The sequence below is a fragment of the Exiguobacterium sp. KKBO11 genome (assembly GCF_001644945.1).
GTDB lineage: Bacteria > Bacillota > Bacilli > Exiguobacteriales > Exiguobacteriaceae > Exiguobacterium_A > Exiguobacterium_A abrahamii.
The window spans coordinates 95,554-114,883 of record NZ_LUCU01000033.1 but is presented as its reverse complement, the minus strand read 5'-3'; the positions used below and the strand labels follow the sequence as shown (position 1 = coordinate 114,883).

At 48.5% G+C, this 19,330-nt stretch carries 19 protein-coding genes; 4 read left to right on the top strand and 15 right to left on the bottom strand.

The features are described 5' to 3' along the window. Positions 1 to 240 precede the first annotated feature (240 nt). From AYO36_RS11620 to AYO36_RS11580, 9 genes are all read right to left on the bottom strand, one after another. Positions 241 to 456, bottom strand: a complete 216-nt coding sequence (locus AYO36_RS11620) for a hypothetical protein (RefSeq protein WP_029343203.1) — start codon at positions 454 to 456, stop codon at positions 241 to 243. After that, positions 449 to 859, bottom strand: coding sequence for a hypothetical protein (locus AYO36_RS11615; RefSeq protein WP_064300504.1), 411 nt, complete (start codon positions 857 to 859; stop codon positions 449 to 451). The genes AYO36_RS11620 and AYO36_RS11615 overlap by 8 nt, the downstream gene beginning before the upstream one ends. Continuing rightward, entirely contained in the window at positions 859 to 2,379 is a 1,521-nt protein-coding gene (locus tag AYO36_RS11610) for a flotillin lipid rafts scaffold protein FloT (RefSeq protein WP_023466783.1), read from the bottom strand. The genes AYO36_RS11615 and AYO36_RS11610 overlap by 1 nt, the downstream gene beginning before the upstream one ends. Beyond that, positions 2,376 to 2,897: an NfeD family membrane protein gene (locus AYO36_RS11605; protein ID WP_064300503.1), complete on the bottom strand. Its 522-nt coding sequence runs from the start codon at positions 2,895 to 2,897 to the stop codon at positions 2,376 to 2,378. Before AYO36_RS11605 ends, AYO36_RS11610 begins: the two co-directional genes overlap by 4 nt. Further along, the gene (locus AYO36_RS11600) at positions 2,887 to 3,114 is read right to left on the bottom strand and encodes a hypothetical protein (protein WP_064300502.1); all 228 of its coding nucleotides are present in this window, start codon (positions 3,112 to 3,114) and stop codon (positions 2,887 to 2,889) included. Before AYO36_RS11600 ends, AYO36_RS11605 begins: the two co-directional genes overlap by 11 nt. A gap of 151 nt (positions 3,115 to 3,265) precedes the next feature. Further along, complete coding sequence (locus AYO36_RS11595) at positions 3,266 to 4,468, bottom strand: multidrug effflux MFS transporter (RefSeq protein ID WP_064300501.1); 1,203 nt, start codon at positions 4,466 to 4,468, stop codon at positions 3,266 to 3,268. After that, a complete protein-coding gene (locus AYO36_RS11590; protein WP_023466777.1) occupies positions 4,465 to 5,598 on the bottom strand; it encodes a YfbR-like 5'-deoxynucleotidase in 1,134 nt (377 codons plus the stop codon). Before AYO36_RS11590 ends, AYO36_RS11595 begins: the two co-directional genes overlap by 4 nt. 51 nt (positions 5,599 to 5,649) lie before the next feature. Next, positions 5,650 to 6,414: a TerC family protein gene (locus tag AYO36_RS11585; protein ID WP_029343196.1), complete on the bottom strand. Its 765-nt coding sequence runs from the start codon at positions 6,412 to 6,414 to the stop codon at positions 5,650 to 5,652. 165 nt (positions 6,415 to 6,579) lie between these two features. Next, positions 6,580 to 7,437 carry a TerC family protein gene (locus tag AYO36_RS11580; RefSeq protein ID WP_041255251.1) on the bottom strand — a complete coding sequence of 286 codons (858 nt, stop codon included), beginning with the start codon at positions 7,435 to 7,437 and terminating at the stop codon, positions 6,580 to 6,582. A 328-nt stretch (positions 7,438 to 7,765) separates the two neighbouring features. Between AYO36_RS11580 and folE2 the strand changes: the two genes are divergently transcribed. From folE2 to AYO36_RS11560, 4 genes are all read left to right on the top strand, one after another. Further along, entirely contained in the window at positions 7,766 to 8,671 is a 906-nt protein-coding gene (gene folE2, locus AYO36_RS11575; RefSeq protein WP_023466774.1) for a GTP cyclohydrolase FolE2, read from the top strand. A 109-nt stretch (positions 8,672 to 8,780) separates the two neighbouring features. Next, a complete protein-coding gene (locus AYO36_RS11570; RefSeq protein WP_064300500.1) occupies positions 8,781 to 10,547 on the top strand; it encodes a LytS/YhcK type 5TM receptor domain-containing protein in 1,767 nt (588 codons plus the stop codon). Continuing rightward, positions 10,528 to 11,223, top strand: a complete 696-nt coding sequence (locus tag AYO36_RS11565) for a LytR/AlgR family response regulator transcription factor (protein ID WP_029343193.1) — start codon at positions 10,528 to 10,530, stop codon at positions 11,221 to 11,223. Before AYO36_RS11570 ends, AYO36_RS11565 begins: the two co-directional genes overlap by 20 nt. A gap of 139 nt (positions 11,224 to 11,362) precedes the next feature. Next, positions 11,363 to 13,156, top strand: coding sequence for a carbon starvation CstA family protein (locus tag AYO36_RS11560; protein ID WP_023466771.1), 1,794 nt, complete (start codon positions 11,363 to 11,365; stop codon positions 13,154 to 13,156). Between the two features lie 61 nt (positions 13,157 to 13,217). On the opposite strand, the gene AYO36_RS11555 is transcribed toward AYO36_RS11560, so the two are convergent. The 6 genes from AYO36_RS11555 to AYO36_RS11530 all read right to left on the bottom strand — a co-directional run bounded on the left by AYO36_RS11555 (position 13,218) and on the right by AYO36_RS11530 (position 19,213). After that, positions 13,218 to 14,042 (bottom strand): energy-coupling factor transporter transmembrane component T family protein, encoded by an 825-nt coding sequence (locus AYO36_RS11555; RefSeq protein WP_064300499.1) that lies wholly within the window; start codon positions 14,040 to 14,042, stop codon positions 13,218 to 13,220. Then, positions 14,033 to 15,736 carry an ABC transporter ATP-binding protein gene (locus AYO36_RS11550; protein ID WP_064300498.1) on the bottom strand — a complete coding sequence of 568 codons (1,704 nt, stop codon included), beginning with the start codon at positions 15,734 to 15,736 and terminating at the stop codon, positions 14,033 to 14,035. The genes AYO36_RS11555 and AYO36_RS11550 overlap by 10 nt, the downstream gene beginning before the upstream one ends. Before the next feature lie 70 nt (positions 15,737 to 15,806). Further along, the gene (locus AYO36_RS11545) at positions 15,807 to 16,358 is read right to left on the bottom strand and encodes an ECF-type riboflavin transporter substrate-binding protein (RefSeq protein ID WP_058704610.1); all 552 of its coding nucleotides are present in this window, start codon (positions 16,356 to 16,358) and stop codon (positions 15,807 to 15,809) included. Further along, positions 16,355 to 17,212 (bottom strand): SAM hydrolase/SAM-dependent halogenase family protein, encoded by an 858-nt coding sequence (locus tag AYO36_RS11540; protein WP_064300497.1) that lies wholly within the window; start codon positions 17,210 to 17,212, stop codon positions 16,355 to 16,357. The genes AYO36_RS11545 and AYO36_RS11540 overlap by 4 nt, the downstream gene beginning before the upstream one ends. Before the next feature lie 373 nt (positions 17,213 to 17,585). Next, positions 17,586 to 18,029: a GDYXXLXY domain-containing protein gene (locus AYO36_RS11535; RefSeq protein ID WP_047391952.1), complete on the bottom strand. Its 444-nt coding sequence runs from the start codon at positions 18,027 to 18,029 to the stop codon at positions 17,586 to 17,588. Next, the gene (locus AYO36_RS11530; RefSeq protein WP_064300496.1) at positions 18,026 to 19,213 is read right to left on the bottom strand and encodes a DUF2157 domain-containing protein; all 1,188 of its coding nucleotides are present in this window, start codon (positions 19,211 to 19,213) and stop codon (positions 18,026 to 18,028) included. The genes AYO36_RS11535 and AYO36_RS11530 overlap by 4 nt, the downstream gene beginning before the upstream one ends. Between the last annotated feature and the right edge of the window lie 117 nt (positions 19,214 to 19,330).

Here is a 19,330-nt window from a genome sequence, read left to right as displayed (position 1 = left end):
GACTCAAAAAAAATGACTCGTCTGTTCACGCCCTTTCCTCAGGCGAGACACAAGCCAGTTTTCCTGCTTCATTCAAGCAGGAAAACGGGTCTTGTTTGTCTCTGATAGCGCATAAATGCGCTTATTCCTGTAGGAGTTGCGTGTGACGCGTCATTCTTTTTATTACAAGATAGGGGTGGCAGATCATCATTCTGCCACCCCTATCTTTATAGAGACTGATTTTTGAATCAGCTCCGTTTTTTATGAATTGTATCCAAAGAACAGCAGTGCCATGCTTAATCCAAGCGAAGAGACGATGAACACGATCGCCATCCCACCCATTCCGAAGACTAACAGTTTCGGTAAATCACGTCGCTTCTTAAGAAGGGCAGTCAATAACCCGACGTTGATCAAGAAGACGACGAGGAACGGAAGCAACAGCATCCAACGCTCTTGCAGTAGAAATAAACTATCCATTTCTTTGCTCCCTTCTTTCAGACCCCAAGAATGGTCGGAATAGATTCAGACATAAGAAACGGAATAAGACATAAGCGAACAGAAGTGTCGATACTACTTCGAAACCAACATATCCGACATCACGCCACGTGATTCCTGTCGTCACCCCAGCGAACCAGTACGGGAAGTCGACCGTCAGCAAACTGCACATCAAAGCGAGAACGGCTTCCTGACGTGTTTGTCGATCGTAAAGTGAGTAAGATACCTTCTTCATGTTAAATATATTCGCGATTCCGTCATCCGATGTGTACCCTTTGATGATTCCAATGACGCCACCTAGTACCGCCAGTGCATACCATGGAAGCGGCCAAGCGACATGAAAAAGCAGGAGTGCGAACACAATCAATAAGACGCGGATTGCCATCAGTCTTCTGTTTTCGACGCTGCCACCGCATCATGGGAATTCAAGTTGACCGTCAACGGTTTTGCTGTTCCTTTACCGGAGAAGTTCTCGATCAACTCTTTGACATCTAATCCTGACGACGCTTTTAACGTTTCTTGCAGTGACGCCATCAAATCCGTTGCGTAACCGGTGACACGGTTCGCACCGCCACCTTCACCACTACCTGTATCAACGACTGTGATTTTATCGATGTTGCCGAGTGGTGCTGCAATCTCTTTCGCGTACTCTGGCATCATCCGAATGACCATGTCGAGAATCGCTGCTTGTCCGAATTGTTCGAACGCCTGCGCGATTTTTTCTTTTGCTTCTGCTTCCGCAAGACCTTTCAAACGAATGATCTCCGCTTCTGTTTCCCCTTGCGCCCGCTCCGCGTCCGCTTTCGCAAGACCATCCAGACGAATTCGTTCTGCATCTGCTTTTGCCGATGCCTCGATCCGGTATTTCGTTGCATCTGCTTCCGCATATTGCTTCGCACGGTCCGCTTGGGCAGCTTGCTCAATCGAGTAACGATCGGCATCGGCGCGTTTTTTGACTTCCGCATCATATTGTTTCTCACGACGGAGGATTTCGCGTTCTTCGAGCTCGATTTGTTTTTGACGCTCGATGATTTTGATTTGCATCTGTTGTTCGGTGACTTCTTGTTGCGCGCGTGCATTCTCAAGATCATACGCTTGGTCGGCTTTCGCCTTCGCGATATCTTGTTCACGGCGGTAATCTGCCATCTTCAATTGATTTTCTTTTTCCGCTTCAGCGATTTCTGTCGCACGTTCGAGTTCTGCTTTTTTCGCATCTTTTGAAGCTTCCGCCCGTTTGATGCGTGTCTCTTTTTCCGCGTCCGCTGTTGCGATGTCCGCATCTCGGCGCACCTGTGCAATCCGCGGTTTCCCGAGTGACTCTAAGTATCCGTTCTTGTCACGGACGTCTTTGATCGTAAACGAAACGATGACGAGTCCCATCTTCGCAAGATCTTGTGAAGCGACCCGCTGGACTTCTTGTGAGAACTTATCACGGTTCTTATAAATTTCTTCGACGGTCATCGAACCGAGAATCGAACGCAAGTGTCCTTCAAGAACTTCACGCGCTTCGCCTTCTCGCTCCTCCTTTGATTTTCCGAGGAACTGCTCCGCTGCCGTCGCAATCTCAGAAATCGAGCTACCAATCTTGATGATCGCTGTACCGTCAGCCATGACCGGTACACCTTGCTCCGTATAGACTTCAGGTGTCGTGACTTCGAGTTTACTCGACAACAAACTTAGTGGTGTCGCCTGTTGGAAGACAGGTAACACGAATGTTCCGCCACCTCGAATAATTTTTACTCGGTTGCCGGACTCATCGGTATTGACGTTGCGTCCTCCGAGATAACTACCGGATACGATCAACGCTTCTTCTGGACCGACCGTTCGGTACTTCGTAATGAATAAGACGATCAATGCAACGATCAACGCGACCGCGACGATCGATACGATTAATACTGGATTCATAAAAACATCTCCTTTTTCCATTGATGGGGATACGTCACGACAGACGCGACGCCTTGTTTGATCTCGATGACGAGCACCTTCGTGCCTTGTGGTAAAGCAGGTCCTTCAAACAGGACGGCTGACTTCGATACGCGTCCTGAGACGTCATCGAGTAAGATTTCACCATATCCTTCAGTCGGAATCGGCACGATGACGGTTGCACTGCGTCCTTCTAGCATCTGTTCCGAAAATCCAAGCGACTGTTCGGCTTGTGCCATCGGAACGAATAAAAAGATATGCATCAGCGTCGTCACTAATAACGCAATCACACTACTGATGATTAAAATCAATATCGAACGAAGCGGACTGAGCTGTTCGAGTCCGAATCCGATCGCTGACGTGATGATGACAAAAGATAAGATCAACGTGGGATGAAAGATTTGGTCGACGCCTGGAATGACGTCTGAGAATAGGATGGACACAAACACACCACAAGCAGCGGCCGCTAACGCATATAAATAAAGTGTACTAACGTCCATCTTCGTTCACCTCGATGTAAGGATGTGAGCCATACAGTTCGTGGTAAGCCCTTAGATAAGCAGTCCGGTTTTCCTCAAACAATAAACGAGCCAATTCTTTGTCTCGTTGATCGATTGCCTCTTCTTGACGGCGTAAGTATTTTTTCTGTGCGGCAAAATGACGTGCTAATCTTGCCTCAATCGACGGTTCTCGTTCACGCTGCAACTCCTGCTTCATCGCTCCACTCCTTTCTGAAGTACTGGCTTTCTTTCTCTTCTACGCTTATTTTTTAGAAAATGTTTCAAAATGAATTCCATTTCTTTTCCTTTCATTAAAAGAAAAAACGCTCGTCCCATACAGAGGACAAACGTTTTTGAATAATTAGCGTTTATGAACGATTTGGTCGACGAACAATCAGACCGTAATAGAGGATGAGCGCCAGGCAATCTAAGGTCATGATGATCAACCCCATCGGAACAGCCGATTGCTCTCCCATGATCCCGACGAGTGGTGACACGAGCGAACCGACGAGCATTGGCAAGAGCCCTAGAAGAGCCGAGGCACTGCCTGCCGTTGCTCCGTAATTTTGCATCGCTAAGGTAAAACCGAGCGTCGAGATCAAACCGACGCTTGAAACGACGAAAAACAGTGGAATCATGACGAAGATCAGCTGATTCGTTAACGTCAAGGCGAGGAACAATAAGATGCTCGCACTCGCAACGATCGTCAAACTGATTCGCATCAGCCGCTCTGAATCGACACGACCCGCAAGGCGACCAGCAATCTGTGCTGCTAAGATGATTCCGATTCCGTTTAAACCGAACAAAAAACTGAACTGTTGCGGCGAAGCGCCATAAATATTTTGTAAGACGAACGGTGAACCGGAGATGTAGGCGAACATCGCGCCCATGACGAATGCTTGCGCGAACGCATAGCCAATGAAGACGCGATCCGTCAACAAACGTCCGAACGTCTTCAACGTCGTCGTCAGGTTTCCTTCAACACGTCTATCAAGCGGAAGTGTTTCCGGTAAACGGAGTGCGACAGCAAGTAACATCATCGTGCTTAAAATCGCAAGCAAGTAGAAGACGAAATGCCAGTCACCGAACCGAAGAATTTGTCCACCGATGACGGGTGCGAGAATTGGTGCTGTTCCGTTGACGAGTGACAAGGCAGCAAAAAACCGCGTCAATTCAGGTCCGTCAAACAAGTCACGAACGATTGCCCGGGAAATGACGATTCCTGACGCTCCAGCTGCCCCTTGGATGAATCGAAGCGCGATCAACACTTCGATCGTCGGTGCCATCGCACAGGCGAGAGAAGCGAGCAGATATGCGAGCAGAGCAACCATCAGCGGTCGTTTACGTCCGCGAACGTCACTCAGCGGACCAACAATCAATTGTCCGAGCGCCATTCCGAGCATACAAGCCGTCAAACTCAATTGAATCAGTGATGCACTCGCATCAAACGAGCGTGACATATCTGGAAAAGCAGGTAGATACATGTCGATCGAGAGCGGTCCGAGCGCAGCAAGCGAACCGAGGATCAAGATCAACGTTAAGCGGCGTGGGGTCATGGTTTCTTTCGTCATGACGTCACGTAATCCAAATCATGCAAGACATAAGCGAGGAAAAAGACGACCGATGGATTTTCATATGTCATCTGAACCTTTTTAAGTTGTGCGCGGTAACCGGTCTCATACTCGACCCCGTTCAACTTCCGTTCCATGTTCATTTTAATCAATGCGTCGAGTTTATCGATCACATCGACCATCTGTCCTTCGTATGTCTCGTCTTTTGCTTCAACGACGAACCGACGGAACGGTGCTCGGATTTCTTTCGGTAGATTATTGATCAACGTCTCTCCTTCTGCCCGTTCGTAAGCTTCGAAGGCTGCTGCTGTGACCGGTGTCGCATGTTTGACAGGTCCAAGAACATCTCCTGTCGTTCCTTCAACGAGATCATGACACAAGAGACGCGAGACGACTTCTTCGATGTCGATCGTGACGCCGTACTTCTCTGATTCAATCAGACCATTGAAGATACCAAGCGAGGCTGCTCGAAACGCATGTGTCGCGTCGTTATCATCAATCGTGTTGAAACGTCCTTTCCAGCGCCGAATCGTATCCATCATCAAGACGTTTTCAATGAAATGAGACATCTCGTCCTCTTCCATGACCGACTGTGTCAAGCGACGGATCGAAACGAGTGGATGTCGTTCCAGAACAGCCTGTAATTCCGCTGCCTTTTGTTCGAAAAAGACGGACTCTGTCATCCGTGCTTCCCTTCGTGCGTACAACATCGCATCGAACGTATCGATGGCTTCGACGATCCGTCCTTCCGGTGATTCATCTTCTGCATGTACGAGGTATGTCGTGAACGCTGGTTGAAGCGACTTTGAGAGTAAGGCAACGAGCTGTTCACTTGCTTGTTGTTCCATTGCCTGAATGTGTGCATGTAACGTTGGCTCTTTTTTTGTCCGGTGTTTGATTGGTCCGGTGATGACTTCGTTCATGTCATGGAATAGAGCTTTTCCGAGCAATGTCAGGCGATCGACTGGTGTTTGCCCGTCTGCTTCTTCTAAATAGCTTGCCATCAAACTGAATAAGGCAACACGAAAGCTGTGACTGGCTGCGTTATCCGGAAAACGTGGTGCATATTCATCCCACCGTGGAACGTTTTGCATCCGCGTCAGCATTCGAATGAAATTACCGTTTTGCATGAAATCTCTCCTAACGAAAGACGGACAGAGAGTACCCTGCCCGCCATTGTATTATTTTGCTGATTTGGTTGAACTGCTTCCGCTACGGAACCAACCAATGATTAAAATCAGAGCAAGTACGACCCAGAAGATCGTTTGCCATAGTGTACTCTCTGGAAACTCATGCGGCAAGACGTCGATTGACGGATGCGCGAGTGTCATGACGACCAGTTTTACACCAACCCATGCAACAAGCCAAAAGGCAGCTTCTTCGATGCCTGGTCGCTTTTGGAGCAAGACGACGAACCAGCTCGCGAAGTAACGCATGATGACAAGACCGATGATCCCACTGAAAAAGACGACCCAGAATTGTCCTGTGTTCAAACCACCGATCGTTCCACCAATCATCGGTAGTGTCGTCGCCATCGCGACAGCGGCAAGCGTTGAATCGACCGCAAACGCTAAATCAGAGAACTCAACTTTCACGACCGTCCACCAAAAGTTCGGTGAGGCTTTTTGTGAGGCAATCGTGTCCGGTACTTGGTGTTTATTCGATCGTGCCTCGACGATTCCTTTAAACGCGACATAAAAGAGATAAATCGCCCCGAGTGCTTGAAGTTCCCAAATCGTCGCTAAGTACGAAGCAAAGAAGATTGCCACGAAACGTAAGACGAGTGCTCCGACGAGACCATAGAAAAGCGCCTTTTTACGTTGATCGTCTGGTAACGGTCGGACGAGGACCGCCATGACCATCGCATTGTCGGCGGATAGTAATCCTTGCAAAATGATCAGTACGAGCCCGACGGTCGCATACTGTGTAATTAATCCAATATCCATACTAACGAATCCCCTTTATTGTTCAGTCTATTTATTATATGCCGGTCGATCGGAAAGAAAAAGATGAAAGCTCGACTCAAGTACTTAACCTTGTGTTTTATTCCCATTGTTTAAGAAAACCTAACACAAAAAAACGACCCGTCATCGACGGATCGTTTCCATTTCTTATAAGTTTTGATCAACTTTCTTTTCAGCATCTGGATTTGGTTTCGTTTTTGGTGAAGAGAACCAACCCCAAAGAGCAAGACCGACCATGACTGTCCAGAAGAAAGCCTGCCACGGTGTACTGTGGGCAAATCCTTCAGGAAGTTTTAAGGCTTCAAAGATTGTTCCTTCGATTGATGCGTGGTATTTCGGGTGTTCGAGCGCAAGAACGGCTAGCTTCACACCAACCCAGGCAACAATCGCAAACGCTGCTGTCTCAAGACCTGGGCGATCTGCGAGCAATTTAACAAAGACACGTGCTGCGAAACGCATCAAGACGACACCCATCAAACCACCTGTTAAGATGACGATGAAGTGACCTGTGTTCAAACCACCGATTTCGCCTGATCCCCAGTTTGGAAGGGCAACGGCAAGTGCTACTGCTGCAAGAATCGAATCGACAGCAAACGCTAAGTCTGCGAATTCGATTTTCGCGACTGTCCGCCAGAATTCACCTTTTGAAACTGGCTCTTCCGACTTCGGTTCTTCATCTAGCTCATTTTCAGCCCCATGGTTCTCACCGAGCTTTCTGGCTTTAACGGTCTTATAAATATGCCGTAGTCCCATGATGAGCAAGTACGCCGCTCCAAGTGCTTGGATTTGCCAAATATCGACGAGGAACGAAATCGCGAACAATGCCGCGAATCGTAAGACGAACGCTCCAGCTAGTCCATAAAAAAGTGCTTTCTTTTGTTGTTCTCCTGGTAAGTGCTTGACCATGACCGCGAGTACGAGTGCATTATCCGCTGAAAGTAATCCTTCAAGCGCGATCAAGACGAGTACGACCCAGGCATACTGTAATAGTAACTGCCAATCCATCTCTGTCATCCCTTTCTCTTACTACCTGTAAAATAAAAAACTTCAATTATTGACCATGACGAAAAAACAATGATTACACGTTCACCTGAACATATACTATAGGATAGTATACCCGATTGCAAGTAAGTTATTCCTATAGATATAGAATGTGTCGATTTTGAGTCGTGCGAGTTTCGTTTATCGAACGTTCGTGATAAAATTCAAGACAATACTTCTAGCGATGAAAAGATGAAACACATTTGCGGAATCATCAGACTTGCTCGTCTCTAGCATTCCTGTCATGTTATTACTATTGAAACACTACAAAAGGACAAAGGGGCCAATGAATATGTCTACCTACCCGATTACGTTACCAACAAAAGAAGAGCGCCATAAGCTGTTCGGTTCGGTACCACCAATCAAAGGAACAAAACCGACTGAAAAAGATAAGATGGTCGACTTGCAAAATACACCGAAGAACTTCCTGTTTGCACTAGATGCTGTCGGAATCTCAAACGTCAAACATCCTGTCGTCATCCAAGACGGAGACAAAACACAAGCGACAGTCGCGACGTTTGAACTGTCGACATCACTCGTACAAGACCGTAAAGGGATCAACATGAGCCGTTTAACGGAGCAACTTGATCAATACCATAACGAAGGTTGGACGGTCACGAACGAGTCACTCATTCAATTCGCGCGTGATTTAGCAGATCGCATGGAACAAACGGAAGGTCAATTGACGATCCGTTATCCATGGTTCTTCACACGTAAAGCACCTGCAACAGGTCTTAGCGGCTTGATGAATGCTGAAGTATGGCAAACGGTCAGCGTCAACACGGAAACAGACGAAGCGACATTGTCTGTCGGCTTGACGATCAACGTCACGACACTTTGCCCATGTTCAAAAGAAATTAGCGAATACAGTGCTCACAACCAACGTGGTTACGTCACGATGGAAGCATCGTTACGTGATGAAGCAGAAGACTTTGACTGGAAACAATCATTGCTTGATGCTGCTGAATCCAATGCCTCAGCGCCACTTCACCCAGTACTCAAACGTCCGGATGAAAAGCGCGTGACAGAGATGGCATACGAAAACCCACGTTTCGTAGAAGACATGGTTCGCTTGATTGCTGCTGACCTGTACGAAATGGACCCAATCGCTTCGTTCTACGTCGAATGCCGTAACGAAGAAACGATTCACCAACATGACGCGATCGCACGGATCACGTTCGATAAAGACGCACAATAAGTAAGTCTGCCGTACTCTCTCTTAAACCGAGCGAGTACGGCTTTTTTGTATACCGGCATTGCTCTCCGTTTTGCGAGCGTTTACACTTAACTCGAATGGAGGAATGCACATGTTGGAACTGATTCCTTTTTTACTCGAACGACTCGGTATCATGATCATCTTAGCGTTCATCCTCGCCCAGTGGGGACCGACACGACGGCTGCTGCGTCAACCGGAAGCGGGCTGGCAATTTCGTGTCCTCGTCCTGTTTTTTGCGACGTATGGCATTTTAAGTAACTATACAGGGGTCAAAGTCGACTTAGCTGAATTCTTACCCCATGCTTGGCTCGAAGAAGTCGACGGAACATCAGCGATTGCGAACACACGAACGATGATCGTCGTCATCAGCGGATTGCTCGCTGGTCCGCTCGGTGGCTTGATGACCGGACTCATCGTCGGGGTTCACCGGTATTCCCTCGGCGGATTCACAGCGTTCGCTTGTGCGCTTTCCACCGTCATCGCCGGCGGTGTCAGCGGTCTCTTACGCTCCTATTGGCGCGACCGCCTCAGTAGCCAAGCGTTATTGCCCGTGTGTTTGACTGCTTTTTTAATGCTGTTTGAAATGTCGTTGATTTTACTATTCGCCCGCCCCTTTGATGCGGCAGTCGAACTCGTCCAGTTCATCTTCTTACCGATGACACTGATCAACGTCCTCGGTGTCTGGTTGTTCTTATCGATCATCCGCCTTGCTGCGCGAGAAGAGGAAACGGTTCGGGCACGAGAAGCCGAACGGTCGTTGCATATCGCCGATTTGACGCTCCCGCATCTGACGCGTGGTCTACATATCCATACGGCAGAAGCTGTCGCGGAAATTCTGTTGCAGCAAACGCGAGCCGAAGCCGTCTCACTGACGGATCGTTCCGTCATCCTGGCCCATATCGGTATCGGGAGCGACCACCATCAAGCTGGCAGTCACTGGACGACGAAACCGACCGAGCATGTCTTGCAGGACGGACAAGTTCGTCTTGTGACGGAACGACTCGATATCGGCTGTCCCGTAACGGATTGTCCGCTTCAAGCCGGCATCATCGCTCCGCTCATCGTCGGGGAAACGACAATCGGGACGTTGAAAGTCTATTATCCTCATGCCGAATTGCTCGACGCCGTCGAAGTCGAACTCATTGAAGGGTTAGCGAAATTGTTCTCGACACAACTAGCACTCGGGAATGCAGAGCGGCAAGCCGGTTTACTGAAAGATGCCGAGATCCGGGCACTCGAAGCACAAATTCATCCCCACTTCCTGTTTAATGCGATCAATACGATTTATGCACTGTGCCGGACGGATGTCGAACAAGCACGCACGTTGTTGCTCGAATTGTCGACGTTCTTCCGCAGTAACCTCCAAGGCGCACGATCGACGAAAATTCCGCTCCAAAAGGAACTCGAGCACATCGAAGCATACACATCTCTTGAAGCCGCTCGTTTTCCGAATCGTCCGTTTCTCGACATTGATTTAGCAGACGAGACGACGGCTTTACTCGTTCCACCGTTCATCTTACAACCGTTGATCGAAAATGCGTTCCTTCATGCGTTTTCTTCTGAACAGACAGGATATGTCGGTGTGACGGCATGGTGTGAGGCAGAGCAGCTGTGTCTCGAAGTCGTCGACAACGGACGCGGCATTGACGCTTCGCGCCTTGCTCGTCTCGGTCGAGAAGTCGTTCCGTCCTCGGGCACCGGTACCGCATTATTCAATACGGCAGAACGGATTCGAAGTTTATATGGTGAAAAGGGACAGTTTACGATCACGAGTGACGGTCAAAACGGCACGACGATCGCGATTCGTCTCCCGATTGAAGTCAGAAAGGAGATCCAGCATGCGCACCTTGTTGATTGAAGATGAACCGCTCGCACGTGACGAGCTCCGTTATCACGTCACTGCAGCCGGTCTTGAAGTCGTCGGGGAAACCGGCAGTGTCGAGGAAGCCGAACGACTCGTTCGCTCCCTTCAACCCGACTTAGTCTTTCTCGATATCGAGCTAACGGACGGAAGTGGTCTTGAAGTCGCCAAACGCTTGAAATCGATGCCACGTCCTCCGGCTCTTTTGTTTGTGACGGCATATGATGCTCATGCGCTTGAAGCGTTTGAGCTCAATGCCTATGACTACATCTTGAAACCATATGATCCGGCACGGATTGTCCGTGCGATTGAAAAAGTTGCGCGACCGCTTCCGAAAAAAGCACCTCGACTTGAACGTTTAGCCGTCGAGACGGGCGAACAACTGAAATTATTGTCTCCTCAAGATATCGATTACATCGTCGCTGAGAACGGGAAGACGAAGATCGTCACGGAACATGAGGCGTATCCATCGAACGAGACCTTACTCGAACTCGAACGAAAGCTTCAAGATCATCGCTTTTTACGGGTTCACCGCTCGTACCTCGTCAACTTATCAGCAATCGATGCCATCGAACCTTGGTTCAACGGAGCCTATAATTTAAAAATTCATCAGATTGATGTGCCAGTCAGTCGGACGTATGTCAAACTACTGAAAGAAGCGCTCGGTATTTGAGCGCTTCTTTTTTGTGATTCAAGGTCCATTTTCAACCTTTCATCGAACGAAACCGACAACTCATCTAAAAATCAAAGAAAGCGCTTCCATAACTTGTATACTAAATCCATCATAGTTCATTCAAGAGGAGGAATTTTAGATGAGCGCTACTCCAATCGTTATTGCTGTCATCTGTATCTTATTAATCGCGTATCGTCTCTACGGCACGTTCATGGCTGCGAAAGTCTTAAAAATCAAAGATGATCGCGAAACGCCCGCTCATAAACTAGCGGATGGAAAAGATTACGTCCCAACGAACAAATGGGTCTCGTTCGGACACCATTTTGCGGCAATCGCTGCTGCCGGTCCACTCGTCGGACCTGTCCTTGCTGCGCAGTTCGGATATCTCCCCGGCTTACTGTGGCTCTTAATCGGTGCCGTCATCGGTGGAGCGGTCCATGATATGGTGGTTCTTTTTGCCTCGATGCGCCAAGACGGTCAGTCGCTGTCTGAAGTCGCTAAAAAAGAGCTGGGACCAGTCGCTGGTTTTTGTGCCGGTCTGGCGATGCTCTTCATCATCACGATTACGATGGCCGGTCTATCGATGGTCGTTTTGCACGCACTTGAACATAACCCATGGGGTACATTCGCTGTCTTCTCGACGATTCCGATCGCGATGTTCGTTGGGATTTACTTACGTAAAGGTGGCAATCTAGCACTTGCTTCAACAGTTGGTTTCTTACTGATTTTAGCGGCAATTGGTTTTGGTCCTCAGTTAACAGAAACATTCATCGGTGACTGGTTCGACCTTTCATCCCGTCAACTCGCGATTGCTTTACCGATTTATGCGTTCTTTGCTGCTGCACTGCCAGTGTGGCTCTTACTCGCACCTCGCGACTATTTATCGAGTTTTATGAAAATCGGTGTTTTCCTTGCTTTGATCGTTGGTGTCTTCATCATCAACCCGGACATTCGATTCCCAGCATTTACGAAGTTCGTTGATGGTGGTGGTCCAATCATCGCTGGTCCAGTCTGGCCGTTCATCTCGATCACGATTGCCTGTGGTGCGATCTCTGGTTTCCACGCTTTCGTAGGTTCTGGTACGACACCGAAGATGATCAATCGGTGGAGTGACATCAAACCGGTTGCTTTTGGTGCCATGCTCGTCGAATGTCTCGTTGCCGTCATGGCATTGATCGCTGCGACATCTCTTGAAGTCGGTGATTACTTCGCCATCAACTCAACTCCTGAAGTATTCGCGACACTCGGCATGAGCACGGTCTATCTTGATGATCTATCCCGTGAAATCGGTCTCGATCTGGCAGGTCGAACAGGTGGTGCCGTCTCACTCGCTGTCGGTATGACGTTCATCTTCCGCGCCATCCCATGGTTCAAAGAAATTGCCGGTTTCTTCTTCCAATTCGTCATTTTGTTCGAAGCGGTCTTCATCTTAACCGCAATCGATGCAGGAACACGTGTCGCCCGTTACTTGATTCAAGATTTCTTCGGGGAGTTCTACAAACCACTCAAACGTGTCGACTGGATTCCAGGTGCGATCTTCGCTTCGGCACTCGGGACGTTCTTCTGGGGCTATCTCCTGTTTTCGGGTGACATCGGTTCGATTTGGGCATTATTCGGGGTATCGAATCAGCTGATGGCGTCGATCGGCTTGATCATCGGAACGACGATCATCTTGAAAATCGCCGATAAAAAAGTCTATGCGCTGACGACATTCATCCCGCTCGTCTATCTTCTGATCACAGTAACGTTCGCGGATATCTGGATGGTCGCAAACGTCTATGCGAATCCCGATTCTCCAGGGTTCAGCATCTTGAATACGGTCTTGTCCGTAACGATGGGACTGCTCGCGATCGTCATCACGATCTCAGCCGTCAAGAAATGGATTGAACTGTTGAATTCACCTCGTTGGGAAAATCAAAAACGATCTGCGTAAGCGGATTGGTCATATGACAAAAGGCAGTGGACGCATCCACTGCCTTTTTCGTATCTAATTTTTAAAACGGATTATAAAAGCGATTACCATCATAGAAAGTGACGACGAATGACAAAACCGTCAAAAGTAGCACACAGCCGATCGCGACATAATCGATTCGTGTCATCGTCTGTTGGTTGTACCACGTCCGCTTTCGTCCGGCACCGAATCCACGGAGATCCATCGCATTGCTGACGGTCTCAATCCGCTCGAGACTCGTAAATAGCAACGGAAGTAAAATCTGGATGCTATTGCGTGCCCGCTGCCAAAGGGAGCCGTGTGAGACAGCAATCCCTCGTGCTTCTTGAGCGTTCGCGATCGTCCGGAAATCAGATTGAACGTCCGGAATATAACGGAGCGCTAAGGAGACCGCAAAGGCAATCTTATACGGAACACCAATCCGATTCAAAGAAGAAGCGAACTCCGTCGGATGGGTCGTGACGAGAAACAACACAGCAATCGGAACGATCACACTGTATTTTAAGATTAAATTGAACAGATAAAATAATTGTTCTGCGGTCATCGTAAATCGTCCGATTCCTTCAAGTAAGACGTGACGCGATCCGTAGATTGCTACGCCTTGCTCTGGTTCAAACAGATAAACGGCGAGCGCATTAATCAGGACGAATAGCGCTGTAAAGATCAAGACGAATCGGACTTCCCGAAACTGGATACGCGACAATCGGAATAACACGATACTGACTAACCCCATTACAAGTAAGACACGTGTATCATAGGTGAACATCGTTGCTGTCGTAAATAATAAGAATCCGATCAGTTTCGTCGTTCCCGTCAATCGATGAATCGGTGACGTTTTTTCAATATAACCAAGCATTTCTACAGCCATTGTTCCCGCTCCTTTCGCTCCGCCGTAATCACGGACTCGACGAATCGTTCCGGGTCTATATCGAGATATTGCGCTATCGTAAAGAGTGATGTTTGTTTTAAATGGGCGTGATGCAGTAATTGTTCTTGATTCAGCAGTCCAAATGATGTTCCAGCATAACGGATACGCCCAGCTTGCACGAGGCAGACTTGATCGCTGTATTCTAAGACGAGGTGCATATCATGTGTGATGATGAGTAACGTCATTCCGTCCTGCTTCAATCCTTCTAAAAAGTCCATCATATCCGAATAATGCCGATAATCTTGACCGGCTGTTGGTTCATCGAGAATCAAGATATCCGGTCGTCGAACGAGAATCGAAGCGATCGTCACCCGTTTCTTCTGACCAAAACTCAGTGCCTGAATCGGCCAATTGCGAAACGGATACAATCCACAGCGACGTAACGTCTGCTCGAGACGCTCGTTTTCTTCCGCCTCACTCAATCCGAGAGCCTGCATCCCGTAGCGAATTTCTTCCTGCACGAGGTGTTTTGAAATCATATGATTCGGGTTTTGCAGGACGAATCCGATCGTTCCTGCTCGCTCTGCGATCGATTGGTTCGTGATGTCGGTTCCGTCCAGTAAAATCCGACCGCCTGTCGTCCGTTGATAACCACTCAACACTTTCGCAAGCGTGGATTTTCCGGCACCATTCTGACCGACGATCGTCGTCAGCGTTCCCTTTTGAAAAGAGGCTGTCACATTCTCAAGCACTGGCGTTCCTTGGCGATAATGAAACGCCAACTGCTCAAGTTCAAGCAATGCAGTAGAGGTTTCAGTCTCTTTTTGAGCAGCTTTCTCTAAACGCTCCAACACGTTCGTCTGGTTGAATCGCTTTAAAAAGGGATCGATGCGGCTAGGCTGGTCTGAAGGTTGAACGGCAAGCCCAGCCCAGCGTGCGGCACTGACATAGAGAGGTTCACGTAAAATCGCTTGTTGAAGCACGCCATTGCTTAAGATAATATCAGGATGGTCATCGGCAATGATTTCCCCATCGACCATGACGATGATGCGGTCAAACGGGATAACTAGAACATCTTCGATTCGATGTTCGACGACGATCAGTGTGCGATTCGTATCGCGCTGCAAACGATCCATTAGCATCATCGCCTCTTGTCCTGCTACCGGATCGAGATTCGCGAGCGGCTCATCAAACAGTAAAATGTCCGCATCTTCGACGAGGACTCCGGCTAATGCCGCCCGCTGTCGTTGTCCACCTGATAGATCATTCAATCGTGCTTGCAAGAGCATCTCGACGTCCGTCATTCGTGCGACGCGTTCGACGATTTCTTGCATTTCTGGTCGCCTGGTCTGTTTGTTCTCGAGCGCAAAGGCGATGTCTTCGCCAACCGATAAACCGACGAACTGCGCATCTGGATCCTGTAACACCGTTCCAATATGCAACGAACGATCAAATAACGATAACTCCCGGGCATCCTGATCCTTGATCAGGACCTGTCCTTCCCACGTTCCAGGGTACGAGAACGGAATCAACCCATTGATGCACTGGGCGAGCGTACTTTTTCCTGAACCCGACGGTCCAACGATTAAGATGCGTTCTCCTGCTTGAATCGTTAATTGAATCTGCCGGAGTGTCGGTTCCGACTGACTCCGATATGTAAATGAAAAATCCTGAAATTCAATCACGTTTGTCATGTCTTTCTCCCCCCAAGCCAAATGAGCTATGATCCTGCCGACTCTTCGCACAGGATCATAGCTCATTCGGTCAAACTTCGCGTTTCAAGCTGCCTGCTTTACTTCTTGTTTTCGCATACGTGACGAGCAACAACGTTCCAATGACACCGACTGTCAAGATATTTGATGTCGCAGCGACAGCACCTTGGACGAAGACTTTATTCGCTGGCTCCGAGTAAATTAAGATATCGAGTACCGGTGCAATGATGATCCAACCGATCGCTTGCACGATGGCTTGTGTCGCATTGAATAAGACGATTTTACGTGTCGTCAATCCACCTTCTTCTAAGCGAATCCGGTTAGCGATCAATCCGATACCAAACCCGACGAAGCCGGAGACGATGACCCAGCTCCACCACGGGGAACCATATAAAATCGCATCTTTTAATCCATGACCGATTAAACCAATCAAACCGGCTGTGACCGGTCCGAACAAAACTGCCATGAATGCGAGAAATGCATAGGCTGTCTCGATTGACGTGTTCGGTACGCCTGTCGGAATCGCAGCGAATCGACTTAAAATGATGAATACAGCTGCTCCGATCCCGGTTGCGACGATCTGTTTTGTCGTAAATCCTTTCATGTTCGATCTCCTCCTTTGATTTGTTGTACGTTAACACTCCAATCATTTCCGATCCCAACCTCAAATGCATGCGCAAACGAACCTTGATTCAAGGCAAGAGCAATCTGATCTAGCGAATTGATGTAAACGACGCCTGAACCGACTGGTACGTCGGCGAACGAATGACCAAAGAGCAGTGTCTGTTCATAGACGATTCGTTCCCGATACGAAATCATTACCTTGACGTGGCTGCCGATATCGAGACCCGCCTGACGGACGAGAGCGACCGGAATATTCGTCCAGACATTTCCGAAGCGAACATCGAGAATCTCGACGATACCAGTAACACCGGTATCTGACGACGAGGCAACTGTCCGGTCGAGCAAAACGATGTCCGAAGCAGGTAAAACAGGTCCCACTTCCTCGAAGGTGATGACATGGCTTGATAATCGAGCTCCCGTGAAGGCAAAGATATCTCGTCCGTGAAACGTATACGATTCCCCCATCCGCGGTAAGCGATGCCGTCGATCATCGAGTTGCCTCACTTCAGCAATGTATCCGGCTTGCCAAAGATGCGTCAACGTCCCGTTATCCGGTGTGATGATGTATTGATTCGCATGCGTCCGCGCGACGACACTCTTTCGACTTGATCCGACTCCTGGATCAACAACAGAAACGAACACCGTTTGCTCCGTCCAGTACGGTACCGTCTGCAGTAACCGATAGGACGCTTCCCAAATGTGGAAGGGCGGAATGTCGTGCGTCAAATCAAAAATCCGAATCTCTGGATTGATGCTGTGGGCTACTCCATACATCGCACTCACTGCCCCGTCACTCACGCCAAAGTCTGATTGCAATACCAATGCTTCTGCCATCTCGTCATCCTCCTCCTGCGCGAACGTCCTCACAAAAAAAGACACCACGCCCTCATCTCTCAGGACGTGATGTCTGATCACGTGGTACCACCTTCGTTCATGGCTCAACTCACGTTCAGCCACCTCTAGGAGTACGAGACTCCATGGAATGCTAACGGTATCCGTCCTACCGGTCGGTTCTACTGATGAACACGGTTCACGTTCTTCCGACTGCTCCGGGACCATCTTCAAATGACGAAATCGTCTCATTTCCAGCAACAGAGACTCTCTATCGATTTCTGATCACTTTACTCTTCCCGTCTACGCATGCAGATTTAGTTGTCTGAAAATTTAAATTAATCGTACAACCGTTTCATTCCTGACGCAAGGCTTTTTATTCAGAAATTTTTAAATTCGTCGTCCGGATCGTTCCCCATGGTGACACATCCGCACGGACTTCTAGTGCTTTAGCTTTCTCGTATTGTTTTCCGCTTCCCTGTTCGACATAATACTGCGTCAACTGTGGAATTGACACGTATTGATCGTAATAGTCGCCAGCAACACTTCCGAAGAATCGTTCATTCGAAATCCGGTCGATTTGAGCATAACCAGAAGCATCTGTCTTGAAGCTGACATAAACACGCCCATTTTGAATCGTCGGACCTGGTTTTAAATCCGGATACTGAAGCATCACGTATTCACCGTAAACGGGATCAAACGGATCAAACGGCTCTGCCCGAAAACGGTACGATGTTCCGAACCAGGAGGTCGCAAAAAAGCTGACGATCAACAGACCAACGGCGCACGTCTGCAATACAGGCATTAGATAGCGCTTCATGACGTCACACCTCCTCTACGGCGTAACCACCATAAGACACCGGACAATAGGAAGATGAGGAGCGCACCGATGAGGAAAAACAAAGACATGTTCAAACGATCCCACGCATAGATGACGTATATCGCGATTTGAACGAGAATGAAATAGAGGAAGGCTGGCCAGATGACGGCATGACGACGTTCTTGATACAACAGATACAGTAGCGCGGATAGTTCAACGAGAATGGCGAGTAGAATGGCCTGTTCATCAAGCCACAGGACTCCAACGAATCCAAGCGGAACGATAAACAATAAGGAGCGACGTTTTTGATAGAGGAAAATTCCTAACCCGATGGATACGATAGCTAGCAGAATCGCTTCTGTCATGGATGGTAATGCGGCATTTGATTCCGCACGTACAGACAGATAGACGATCGAACTGATGGCAGCAACGACCAGATAGACCATTTCGACGATCCGGCGATTGGACTCCTCACGAACAAGCCAGAGAACGGGAACGAGTAAAAATAGCGTCCAGACCGGCCACAGGAATCCGTCATATGATACAAGGAGAAACAAGGAGAGACCACTGAAGAAGAGAAACAGCCAGCTAAACAAAAGCGATGGCAGACGTTGACTGAAGTAAAACCAACTGAACGACAGCACGACCATCAGACCGAACGATGTCCAGTCGAGATAACTCGCCTGTTCTTGACCAAAACCACCGAGACTCGTGAAGATCGTCCATCCGGAAAGGAAGGCGACGACACCGTATGCTTCATGACGCCAAAGCACATAATGCGCTAACGCGGCGACAAACACACACCATCCGAGTAATGATCCTTCCATCGGCAAGTGGAAACTTTGAACAACGACGAGAATCGAGGCGCCAAACGCTAGGATTCCACCGATTCGGAAGACAATCGGATGCAACATACTCCGACGTTCCGAAAGATCCGCCATGACGTAACAGCTCCACATGAGTGCTACGACAAGTCCGATTTTCCATCCGATCGGCATGACTTGCCAGTTAGCGGCTAAAAAGCTGAACACAGCCAATACGACGAACGTACCCCCTACAATCAACAAGAGCGGTAGACGTTGCTTTTCCTTACGATTGTTCTCATAATCGATGATTCGTTTGACGGTTGCTTCGTCCAAAAGCCCCGCTTCACTCCACTCTCTCATCTTGCGTGACTTCTTCATCGCACCCACCTCCTTCGAAGTGTTTAGATATTTATTAAATTCCCGATTTAGTACCATCTCAAGCCCGGATTCACAAGGATTCCAAGCTATTTGTTCAGTTCGTCACAAAATGGTGAC

What these genes read in the sequence shown, in the direction of transcription:
- AYO36_RS11610 (WP_023466783.1), bottom strand. Translation starts at nt 2,379, where the DNA reads ATGAATCCAGTATTAATCGTATCGATCGTCGCGGTCGCGTTGATCGTT.
- AYO36_RS11545 (WP_058704610.1), bottom strand. Translation starts at nt 16,358, where the DNA reads ATGAAAGGATTTACGACAAAACAGATCGTCGCAACCGGGATCGGAGCA.
- AYO36_RS11590 (WP_023466777.1), bottom strand. Translation starts at nt 5,598, where the DNA reads ATGCAAAACGGTAATTTCATTCGAATGCTGACGCGGATGCAAAACGTT.
- AYO36_RS11620 (WP_029343203.1), bottom strand. Translation starts at nt 456, where the DNA reads ATGGATAGTTTATTTCTACTGCAAGAGCGTTGGATGCTGTTGCTTCCG.
- AYO36_RS11540 (WP_064300497.1), bottom strand. Translation starts at nt 17,212, where the DNA reads ATGGCAGAAGCATTGGTATTGCAATCAGACTTTGGCGTGAGTGACGGG.
- AYO36_RS11585 (WP_029343196.1), bottom strand. Translation starts at nt 6,414, where the DNA reads ATGGATATTGGATTAATTACACAGTATGCGACCGTCGGGCTCGTACTG.
- AYO36_RS11530 (WP_064300496.1), bottom strand. Translation starts at nt 19,213, where the DNA reads ATGAAGAAGTCACGCAAGATGAGAGAGTGGAGTGAAGCGGGGCTTTTG.
- AYO36_RS11570 (WP_064300500.1), top strand. Translation starts at nt 8,781, where the DNA reads ATGTTGGAACTGATTCCTTTTTTACTCGAACGACTCGGTATCATGATC.
- AYO36_RS11605 (WP_064300503.1), bottom strand. Translation starts at nt 2,897, where the DNA reads ATGGACGTTAGTACACTTTATTTATATGCGTTAGCGGCCGCTGCTTGT.
- AYO36_RS11595 (WP_064300501.1), bottom strand. Translation starts at nt 4,468, where the DNA reads ATGACGAAAGAAACCATGACCCCACGCCGCTTAACGTTGATCTTGATC.
- AYO36_RS11560 (WP_023466771.1), top strand. Translation starts at nt 11,363, where the DNA reads ATGAGCGCTACTCCAATCGTTATTGCTGTCATCTGTATCTTATTAATC.
- AYO36_RS11580 (WP_041255251.1), bottom strand. Translation starts at nt 7,437, where the DNA reads ATGGATTGGCAGTTACTATTACAGTATGCCTGGGTCGTACTCGTCTTG.
- AYO36_RS11615 (WP_064300504.1), bottom strand. Translation starts at nt 859, where the DNA reads ATGGCAATCCGCGTCTTATTGATTGTGTTCGCACTCCTGCTTTTTCAT.
- AYO36_RS11535 (WP_047391952.1), bottom strand. Translation starts at nt 18,029, where the DNA reads ATGAAGCGCTATCTAATGCCTGTATTGCAGACGTGCGCCGTTGGTCTG.
- AYO36_RS11555 (WP_064300499.1), bottom strand. Translation starts at nt 14,042, where the DNA reads ATGGCTGTAGAAATGCTTGGTTATATTGAAAAAACGTCACCGATTCAT.
- AYO36_RS11550 (WP_064300498.1), bottom strand. Translation starts at nt 15,736, where the DNA reads ATGACAAACGTGATTGAATTTCAGGATTTTTCATTTACATATCGGAGT.
- AYO36_RS11600 (WP_064300502.1), bottom strand. Translation starts at nt 3,114, where the DNA reads ATGAAGCAGGAGTTGCAGCGTGAACGAGAACCGTCGATTGAGGCAAGA.
- AYO36_RS11565 (WP_029343193.1), top strand. Translation starts at nt 10,528, where the DNA reads ATGCGCACCTTGTTGATTGAAGATGAACCGCTCGCACGTGACGAGCTC.
- folE2 (WP_023466774.1), top strand. Translation starts at nt 7,766, where the DNA reads ATGTCTACCTACCCGATTACGTTACCAACAAAAGAAGAGCGCCATAAG.